Annotated in this window: 5 protein-coding genes; 4 read left to right on the top strand and 1 reads right to left on the bottom strand. The window is 65.9% G+C overall.

Features of this window, described 5'->3' with window-relative positions; genetic code table 11:
- Both QZX93_RS03855 and QZX93_RS03850 read left to right on the top strand, forming a co-directional pair.
- The coding region (locus QZX93_RS03855) for a tetratricopeptide repeat protein (RefSeq protein ID WP_295394384.1) at window positions 1-420 on the top strand (420 nt) is incomplete at its 5' end.
- A gap of 386 nt (window positions 421-806) precedes the next feature.
- Window positions 807-2,762 carry an ATP-dependent DNA helicase gene (locus tag QZX93_RS03850; protein ID WP_295393172.1) on the top strand — a complete coding sequence of 652 codons (1,956 nt, stop codon included), beginning with the start codon at window positions 807-809 and terminating at the stop codon, window positions 2,760-2,762.
- Here QZX93_RS03850 and nadB read toward each other — a convergent pair.
- Complete coding sequence (gene nadB / locus QZX93_RS03845; protein ID WP_295393171.1) at window positions 2,712-4,352, bottom strand: L-aspartate oxidase; 1,641 nt, start codon at window positions 4,350-4,352, stop codon at window positions 2,712-2,714. The genes QZX93_RS03850 and nadB overlap by 51 nt on opposite strands.
- 388 nt (window positions 4,353-4,740) lie before the next feature.
- On the opposite strand from nadB, the gene QZX93_RS03840 reads away from it, so the two are divergent.
- Together QZX93_RS03840 and QZX93_RS03835 are read left to right on the top strand one after the other, a co-directional pair.
- Entirely contained in the window at window positions 4,741-6,216 is a 1,476-nt protein-coding gene (locus tag QZX93_RS03840) for a DegQ family serine endoprotease (protein WP_295393170.1), read from the top strand.
- A gap of 94 nt (window positions 6,217-6,310) precedes the next feature.
- On the top strand, window positions 6,311-8,512 hold the full coding sequence (locus tag QZX93_RS03835) for a hypothetical protein (RefSeq protein ID WP_295393169.1): 2,202 nt from the start codon (window positions 6,311-6,313) through the stop codon (window positions 8,510-8,512).
- Window positions 8,513-8,616 lie beyond the last annotated feature (104 nt).

Genomic DNA, 8,616 nt, shown 5'->3' with positions numbered 1-8,616 from the left:
GGGTCGAAATCGTCGAAATTGGCGATGCGCGACAGCATCGGCACGGCGACGCGCAGACCGGCGCCCCCGTCCCCGGCCGAGCCGGCCGCGGTCGCGGGGCTCGCGCCCGCCGCGGACGGCCTGGCGCGCCAGGCCGAGCAGCAGCGCCAGACCGGCGACTATGCGGGGGCCGCAGCGACGCTGGAGCGCTCACTGCGGATTGCACCGCGCGAGCCCTATCTGTGGAATCGCCTGGCGCGGGTGCGCATGGAGCAGGGGCTGACCGCCCAGGCGGGCCAGTTGGCCGCCCGCTCCAACGACTATGCCGGCGGTCAGGCCGGCCTCAAGAAGGACAACTGGCGGATCATCGCCGAGGCGAAACGGCGCAATGGCGATGTCGCTGGCGCCACCGAGGCTGAACAGCGGGCGGGCGGAAACTGAGCGGCGGGGCGCCCGTCCTGGCGCCTTGGCGGCATCCATTAACCTTGGAAGAATCATTTTTTCACGCCAAGACGCCAAGACGCCAAGACGCCAAGAACAGCAATGAAGTTGCCGCACGCTCTGCGCCTGCGCCAGCTTAATCGCCCCGACCCTGACAACACACCCAATAACCTTGGCTCCTTGGCTCCTTGGCTCCTTGGCTCCTTGGCTCCTTGGCGTCTTGGCGGGAGAAATGACCTTGCTAGCAGGCTGTCGGACTTAGTGATGCAACCGATTGAATGCAAAGAGTTTCCTCTTTTGCGCCAAAAAGTCGTTTTCCTGTTTAATCAATCGGTTACGCCATCAAGTCCGACAGGCTGCTAGGATTAACGGCGATTCACCCATAGATGACCTCGCTTGCTGATATCTTCGGCCCCGGCGGGCTGCTCACGCAGCGCATCCCCGGATTCAGTCACCGCGCCCCGCAGCAGGCGATGGCGCAGGCCATCGCCCGGGTGATGGAGGCGCGCGAGACCCTGATCTGCGAGGCCGGTACCGGCATCGGCAAGACCTTCTCCTATCTGGTCCCGGCCATCCTGTGCGGACGCAAGGTGCTGATCTCCACCGGCACGCGTAACCTGCAGGACCAGCTCTTTCACCGCGACCTGCCGCAGGTGCGCGACGCACTGGGCCTGCCGGTGCGCGTTGCGCTGCTCAAGGGTCGCGCCAACTATCTGTGCCGCCACCGCCTCAAGCTCGCGCTCGAGGACCCAGCCGCGCATGACCCGCAACTGCGGGCCCAGTTGCGCCAGGTCCAGGATTGGTCCAAGACCACCCGCCAGGGCGATGTGGCCGAGCTGGCGCTGCCCGAGGATGCCCAGGTGTGGCCCGTGGTGACCTCCACCACCGATAACTGTATCGGCCAGAGCTGCCCCGAGTGGCAGGACTGTCACCTGGCCGCGGCCCGACGGGAGGCCCAGGCGGCGGACCTGGTGGTGGTCAATCACCACCTCTTCTGTGCCGATCTAGCGCTCAAGGACGAGGGCTTCGGCGAGATCCTGCCGGGTGCGGACGCCTTCATCGTCGACGAGGCGCACCAACTCCCCGAGGTTGCTGCCAGCTTTTTCGGCATCCTGGTGAGCGGGCGGCAGTTGCATGACCTGGCGCGCGATACCGAGCTTGAACAGGGCCGCGAGGCCGCTGACGCCCTGGAGTTGCGCGAACGTGCCGCCGGCCTGCGCCGGGCCGTGCAGGATCTCCGTCTGTCACTGGGCGAGGGCGATCGCCGGGGCCCGTGGCACGACCTGATCGGCGACCCCGAGCCGGTGCGGGCGTTGGCCGCAGTCCTGCGCCGCTTGCAGTCACTGGCGCAGGGGCTCAAGGCCATGGAGGGGCGAGGCAAGGGGCTGGATGCCTGCCTGGGGCGGGCCACGGATCTGGCGGCACGCCTGGAGCTGCTCAGTGCGCCAGCGGCCGCGGATCAGGTCCGCTGGTTCGAGGTCCAGGGCCGCGGTCTGCGCCTGCATCAGACGCCGCTGGAGGTCGCCGCGGTCTTTCGCCAGCAGTTCGAGCGCCAGCGGGCCGCCTGGGTGTTCACCTCCGCCACCCTGGCGGTGGGCGACAGCTTCACCCATTTCGCCGCCCAGCTCGGTATCGAGGGGGCGACGACCGAGCGCTGGGACAGCCCCTTCGACTATGCCCGGCAGGCGCTTTGGTTCGTGCCGCGCGGGCTGCCCGAGCCCGCCGATCCGCTCTACAACACCGCGGTGCTGGACCTGGCCTGCGAACTGATCGGTTACAGTGAGGGGCGTGCCTTTTTGCTCTTCACCAGCCATCGGGCGCTGCGTGAGGTCGCGGAGGGCCTGAACGGGCGTATCCACTACCCAATCCTGGTGCAGGGCAGTGCCCCGCGGGCCGAACTCGTGCGGCGCTTCCGCGAGTTGGGCAACGCGGTGTTGCTCGGGACCGCGAGCTTTTGGGAGGGGGTCGATGTACCGGGCGAGGCCCTGTCCTGCGTGGTGATCGACCGTTTACCCTTCGCCTCACCGGGGGACCCGGTCCTGGCGGCGCGCATCGACGCCTTGCGCCGCCGCGGCGGCAATCCATTCTTTGAGGTCCAGTTACCGCAGGCGGTGATTGCGCTCAAACAGGGGGCGGGCCGCCTGATCCGGGGCGTCGCTGATCGCGGGGTGCTGGTGGTGTGCGACCCGCGGCTGCTGCGCCGCTCCTACGGCCACACCTTCCTGGCCAGTCTCCCGCCGATGGCGCGCACCCGCGACCCAGAGCAGGTACGCGCCTTTTTTGCCGACCAGTCAACCCCGCCCGCGGGGCCGGTAGCCGTCTGGGATGAGAATGGTGGGTGAGCGCTGGCTGCGGTCCTTGTCGGGGAAGTCGGTGGTGTAGTGCAGGCCGCGGCTCTCGCGGCGGCGTAGGGCGGATTGGATGATGAGATCGGCCACATCACGCAGATTGCGTAGCTCGATCAGGTCATTGCTGACCCGGAAATTGCTGTAATACTCGATCACCTCCTGGTGCAGCAGGTCGACCCGCCGTTTGGCCCGCTGCAGGCGCTTGTTGGTACGCACGATCCCCACGTAGTCCCACATGAAGCGGCGCAACTCCTCCCAGTTATGGGTGACCACCACCTCCTCGTCGGGCTCGGTGACCCGGCTCTCGTCCCACGCCGGGGCGCTGAGGGGCTGATGGGGTTCGTCCATCAGGCGCCCGATTTCCAGGGCCGCCAGCTCGGAATAGACCAGACACTCCAGCAGCGAGTTGCTGGCCATCCGGTTGGCCCCGTGCAGGCCGGTGTAGGCGGTCTCGCCGCTAGCATAGAGCCCGGGCAGATCGGTGCGGGCCTGCTGGTCGACCATGACCCCGCCGCAGGTATAGTGCGCGGCCGGGACCACCGGGATGGGCTCGCGGGTGATATCGATGCCGAGTTCCAGGCAGCGGGCGTGGATGGTCGGGAAGTGTGAGATGACGAAGTCCGGCGGACGGTGGGAGATGTCGAGGTAGACGTATTCGCTGCCCAGGCGCTTCATCTCGTGGTCGATGGCGCGGGCGACGATGTCGCGCGGGGCCAGTTCCGCCCGCGGGTCGAAGCGCGGCATGAAGCGCTCGCCATCCGGTAGGAGCAGCCGCGCGCCCTCCCCGCGCAGGGCCTCGGAGATCAGGTAGGAGCGGGCCAGCGGGTGATAGAGACAGGTCGGGTGGAACTGCATGAACTCCATGTTCGCCACCCGGCAGCCGGCGCGCCAGGCCATGGCGATGCCATCGCCGGTGGATACATCCGGGTTGCTGGTATAGAGATAGACCTTGTTGGCCCCGCCGGTGGCCAGCATGACGAAGCGGGCCAGGAAGGTCTCGACCCGGCCGGTGGCGAGATCGAGCACATAGGCCCCGAGGCAGCGTTGCGTGTGGTTGTCCCCGAGGTGCCGGGAGGTGATGAGGTCCACCGCGATGTGCTGCTCGTAGAGGTCGACCCCCGGGCGCTCGCGGACCCGCGACTCCAGCGTGGTGGCGACCGCCGCGCCGGTGGCGTCGGCCGCATGGACGACCCGCCGGTGGCTGTGTCCGCCCTCGCGGGTCAGGTGATAGCCGCCGGTGGCGGCGGATTCAGCGTCGCGGGTGAAGGCCACCCCCTGATCGAGCAGCCAGCGGATATTCTGCGGGCCGTGTTCCACCACCTGCCGCACCACGCGCGGATCGCACAGGCCAGCCCCGGCCTTCAGGGTATCCTCGACATGGGAGGCGAGCGAGTCCTGGGCGTCGAAGACCGCGGAGATCCCGCCCTGGGCGTAGCGGGTGCTGCCCTCGAGCAGGTCCCGTTTGGAGACCACGGCCACCGTGATATCCGGGCGCAACCGCAAGGCCAGGCTGAGGCCGGCGGCACCGCTGCCGAGGATCAGTACGTCATGCCGGTGAACGGTGGCAGTCACGGGTGCAGTCATAGCGGGACTCATTGGCGGCTCGGCCGAAGGCGTAAACAGGGGTGGACTGGGCGGCGCTGGTCCGCCAACTCGCTACAGTCGCCTATTTAATGTTCTGGATCAAGGTTTCCCGCTTTAATTGGGGGGGTGCGCGATCCGTTGGGGCTTGGTCGGCACGCTGGCGCCTCAGATCGTCGCCTTGTTTTTCTTCGCGTTCTTCGCCCTTGTCGCGTGACGAAGTCAAAGGTTTAGGCTAAAGTGGCGCCCAGCCGTGCGCCCCCGTCGGCCGGTGTTCATCCAGTCTCGGGCGGGCGCCCCTCGATCCATTCTTCAATCCCCCGGTCGATCCGCCAGTGCCCGCCGTCGTGGTGGCGCGGTGGCGTGCAAGCGACTGCACCACGGAGCCTTCATGCGCCTCTTTTCGAGTTTTCGGCCGGTCATCGGTGCCCTTCTGGCGGGTGTACTGATCCTCACTCAGACCCCGAGCCAGGCGACCAATCACGCCCTGCCCGAGTTCACTGCGCTGGTGGCGGAAAACGGGCCCAAGGTGGTGAACATCAGCACCAAGCAGGCCCCGGCCAAGCCCCAGGACAAAGGCAAGGGCAAGCGCGTGCCGGGCAACCCGATCCCCGAACTGCCCGAAGACAGCCCGCTCCAAGACTTCTTTCGTCATTTCTTTGGCGATCAGGGCGATTCCGGGGACTGGCCGGGCGACGCCGAAGAATCCCGCTCACTGGGCTCCGGTTTCATCGTCTCGGCGGATGGCTATATTCTCACCAATGCCCATGTGGTGGAGGGTGCCGACGAGATCATCGTGCGTACCAGTGACCGGCGTGAGTTTGTCGCGACCCTGGTGGGGGCCGATACGCGCAGTGACATCGCCTTGCTGAAGCTCGACGCCACCGAGCTACCGACGGTCAAGATCGGTTCAGCCAAGGACCTGCAAGTGGGTGAATGGGTGCTCGCCATCGGTTCGCCGTTCGGCTTTGAGCATTCGGCGACCGCCGGCATCGTCAGCGCCAAGGGCCGCAACCTCCCAACCGAGAACTATGTGCCCTTTATCCAGACCGACGTGGCCATCAATCCGGGTAATTCGGGCGGGCCATTGTTCAATCTGGACGGCGAGGTGATCGGCGTCAACAGCCAGATCTACAGTCGCACCGGGGGCTTCATGGGTCTCTCATTCGCCATTCCCATCGATGTGGCGATGGACGTGTTCGAGCAGATCAAGGCCAAGGGGCGGGTCAGCCGCGGCTGGTTGGGGGTGTTGATCCAGGACGTCACCCGCGACCTGGCCCCCGCCTTCGGTCTGACTCAGCCGCGCGGTGCCCTGGTGGCCCAGGTCATGCCCGACAGTCCGGCCGCCGCGGTGGGTCTCCTGCCGGGCGACGTGATCCTGACCTACAACGGCAAGGACCTGCCCATCTCCAGCGCCCTGCCGCCGTTGGTTGGGACCACCCCGGTGGGACAGGCCGCGCACCTGGAGCTGCTGCGCAAGGGGCAGCCGCTCACGGTGGAGATCAAGATTGCCGAGCTGCCAGAGGACGACCAGTCGGCCGACAGCAGCGATGAGAGCGACGCCGCGAGCGAGTCTGATACGCCCAATCGACTCGGGATGGTGGTGCGTGAACTGCCGGCGGAGAGCCGCGATGAACTCGGGATCGAGCAGGGCGGGGTCCTGGTGGCGGCGGTGAAAGAGGGGCCGGCCGCCCAGGCGGGGCTGGCCGTGGGCGATGTCGTCCTCACGCTCGATAACCAGGCCGTTGATGACCTGGCCGGCTTCAACCGCATCCTGGAGTCACTGGCGCCGGGTCGCTCGGTGGCGGTGCTGATCCAGCGGGGTGAGGGGCGGATGTTCTATGCGCTGCACCTGCCCAAGCCCTGAGGCTGGGGGGCGGTGCGTGACGCACGGCGCTGCCCCACGGTCTTGTAGCGAGTGACCTGTTGCATGGGTACGCCGGTATCCGAGGGGGAGTCCCATGAGCGCGTCTAACGAGGGTTTCGGCGTTGCCGTACCCGGTCTCGCCGTCATTCTGACGATCATCGGCGTCTTCATCCTGAAGAGCGGCCCACTGGAAACCAAGCGGCCGCCCAATCCCCAACTGGGCGATCAGGCGTTTTCGGATCAGCAGGTGCCGGCGCGCCTCTGGCAGGACCCTTTTGAGGCCGCCGAGCGTTATCTCGCTTCCCATAAGTCAGTTCCCAATTCCAGCCAGCCCGACCGACCGGGAGACCCGGATTCAGCCGCCGTCCGGTCGCTCCGTGACCTGATCGCCAAACGCTGGCGGCTACCGTGGGATAAGCCGACGGTATTGGAGGACGAGCCCCGGTGCTGGCCCGACGTCGACGGTGCGGTTCGGGGGGTGTTACCCGCCGCCGACGGCGACAGGACTCAACTGCTGGCCGTGCTGGTAGACGCTGGACCCTATGCCGAATCCGCGGAGAGTCGCGTGCGTTCTCGCTACGCCATCCTGTCGGCGTTGGCTGTGAGTGGTTACCAGCCAGTCGACCCGACCCATGTCGGCTATGTCCAGTTCTCTGGCGATGACGGTCGGCCCACGGTGGTTCCGTTCGAGCGATTGCAGCGCAAGGCGTCTACGGGGAGCGTCGAGACGCTCATGCTACTGTGGCTCAGTAGCGAGGCATTCCATGGCAAGCCAATCCGCGGAATTCGGGCGCTCGTCGCTTATAAGGTGCCCAATGCAAGTGTCTGTAAGCCGATCAAGGTCATAGGTCCGGGGGACTCGGACGGACTGGCGGCGCTGCGCCACGAGGCCGCGGAGGCGCGTAAGACGCGGTCGGTCGTTGTTCCCTTGCGGGAGCCAAGGAGATTGGAGTTTTACGCGGCGACGCCCACCGCCACGGATGTGAGTCTGAGCGGCGAGACGTTCCTCACCAATCCTTCTGCGCATCCATGTCAAGCCGTCGGCGTTCAGGGATGTCAGAGCGATCCGATCAAGATCGACCGGGCGGTGTTCTTGTCTCGACCGATTCCGGACGATAGCCAGCTTGCCCTCCAGCTCATCGAGGAGTTGGGCTTGCGAGGTTTTGGGGGGAGCGTCCATACGATACCAAATAGGGTCTTCAAGGCGATTAATAAGTCTCTCGGGTGTTTCATCGCGGCGCTGGCCGGCGTGGACCGGCGGGCCTGTGGCGCATCTGACAGTGCCCAAAGACGCAAACACATCGTCCTGATTTCCGAATGGGACACGACCTATGGCCGCTCTTTGCCGGTCGCGGTCGGCAAGGAACTCCTGGGCGTAGCTTCCGACCCGTTGGCGCAACGCCTGGCGAGCTTAGAGCAGCTACAGGGACACCGCTGGCTTCACTACTACAGCTATATGCGTGGGTTAGATGGCAATATCCCCGCCGGGAAGGATAAGAGCGACGCGTCAGGCGCGGCGCATCAATCCGGGGCCGAGCGTGCGGCGGCGCAACCCAAACCGACCGATACCAACGAACGGGCCGAAGGTCAGGCGCAACTGGACTATCTGCGCCGATTGACCCAGGAGCTCGCCGGGCTCAAGAACGCGGACGGGCGCCCGGCCAGGATCTTCGCCATCGGTATCCTCGGGAGCGATCTGTACGACAAGATGCTCATCCTTCAGGCGCTGCGTCCGGCGTTCCCAGGGACCCTGTTTTTCACGACTGACCTGGATGCACGGATGCTCGATGGCGCTTACGTGTCCTACACGCGCGGCTTGATCGTGGCCAGCGGCTATGGTCTGGAACCGACCGACTATGACCCGCGTGCGTCGATTCCGCCGTTCCGGACGAACTACCAGACCGCGATCTACCACGCCGTGCGTCAGGCGTTTCCGAGCGCGGCAGCGTCATGGAACGACCCGGTTGACGGCGACATGCCGGACGTGGTGAGGCTCTACGAGATAGGGCGCAATGGTCCAAATCGGCTGGTACTGTGCCGCGACTGCCATGCTCAGCGCCCCCAGGCGAGAGGCCGGCACGCGAGTACCGGGGCCGACCCAGTTGGGCCTGCGGTGCTGGATGATGTCATTGACTGGATACTGGCGGTCGGATTCTTTGCTGCTGCTGGGGTCTGGATTTTACTCTCTTATCAGCCCGGTATCCGCAGATTCCTGTGGCGCCATCCCCTTGGTTTCGTGGCAGCACTCACTGGCGGCGCCCTAGTGCAGCAGAGTGAAAGTCCCGACACCGTCTGACCCGTTATGCAGCGAGTGGTTTGCCCTCATAGGTCCAGCGAAATGGCTTGGCCATCGTGTTGTTGAAGAATTCAATAAAGTCCGTGATCTTCTTTTCGAGGTCC

It is taken from the genome of uncultured Thiodictyon sp. (assembly GCF_903946935.1).
In the GTDB taxonomy this organism is placed as follows: Bacteria; Pseudomonadota; Gammaproteobacteria; order Chromatiales; family Chromatiaceae; genus Thiodictyon.
Note: the sequence above shows the minus strand (reverse complement) of the source record. Positions and strands in the feature narration are given on the sequence as shown.